Here is a 556-nt window from a genome sequence, read left to right as displayed (position 1 = left end):
GATTTGTTTCAAGAGTTAGGCTTTTCTTTGACGCTAGACCATGACAATTTATTAACGCCTATCGAACCTGATACGGATTATCGATTTTTATCTGATGTAGGTTTTGTGGCTACTAACCAACCTGATAAAACGACGATCAATACGCTACAAACACTTTTTATCGGTGCAGATATTATTGATATGGCACATCTAGGAATAGTTGAGGCCACACTAAATAATTGGTCACGTCTTCATAAACATCTGATTGATCACTTGCTTGATTATCAGCCGTTGCAAAGTCGATTACTGTGGCAGCAGCAACAACGTTACCAATGATGGCGTCAATCTTTAGACAAAGTATGGTCGTTCAAAAATTATTTGAGGTAGTACTACTGTAGCCCTATCATCTGTATGTTACTTGGAACTCGTTATCAAAAGGATTTCTTATGACCACATCTTTACAGCACTCATCGAAGAATACAATAAAAACCCCTTTATTGGGTGTCAACGTTGATCACGTAGCAACCTTGCGTCAAGCACGCGGGGTTGGCTATCCCAGTCCTTTAGAAGCAGTGCT

Annotated in this window: 1 protein-coding gene and 1 pseudogene; both read left to right on the top strand. The window is 39.7% G+C overall.

The window, feature by feature from the left end:
- A pseudogene (locus tag ACS8FD_RS23495) lies at window positions 1-315 on the top strand (DNA repair protein RecO); the annotation flags it as partial.
- Window positions 316-425: 110 nt separating this feature from the next.
- On the top strand, window positions 426-556 hold a 131-nt coding region (locus ACS8FD_RS23490), incomplete at its 3' end, for a pyridoxine 5'-phosphate synthase (protein ID WP_439277625.1).

The sequence above is a fragment of the Psychrobacter sp. 1U2 genome (assembly GCF_051847575.1).
Note: the sequence above shows the minus strand (reverse complement) of the source record. Positions and strands in the feature narration are given on the sequence as shown.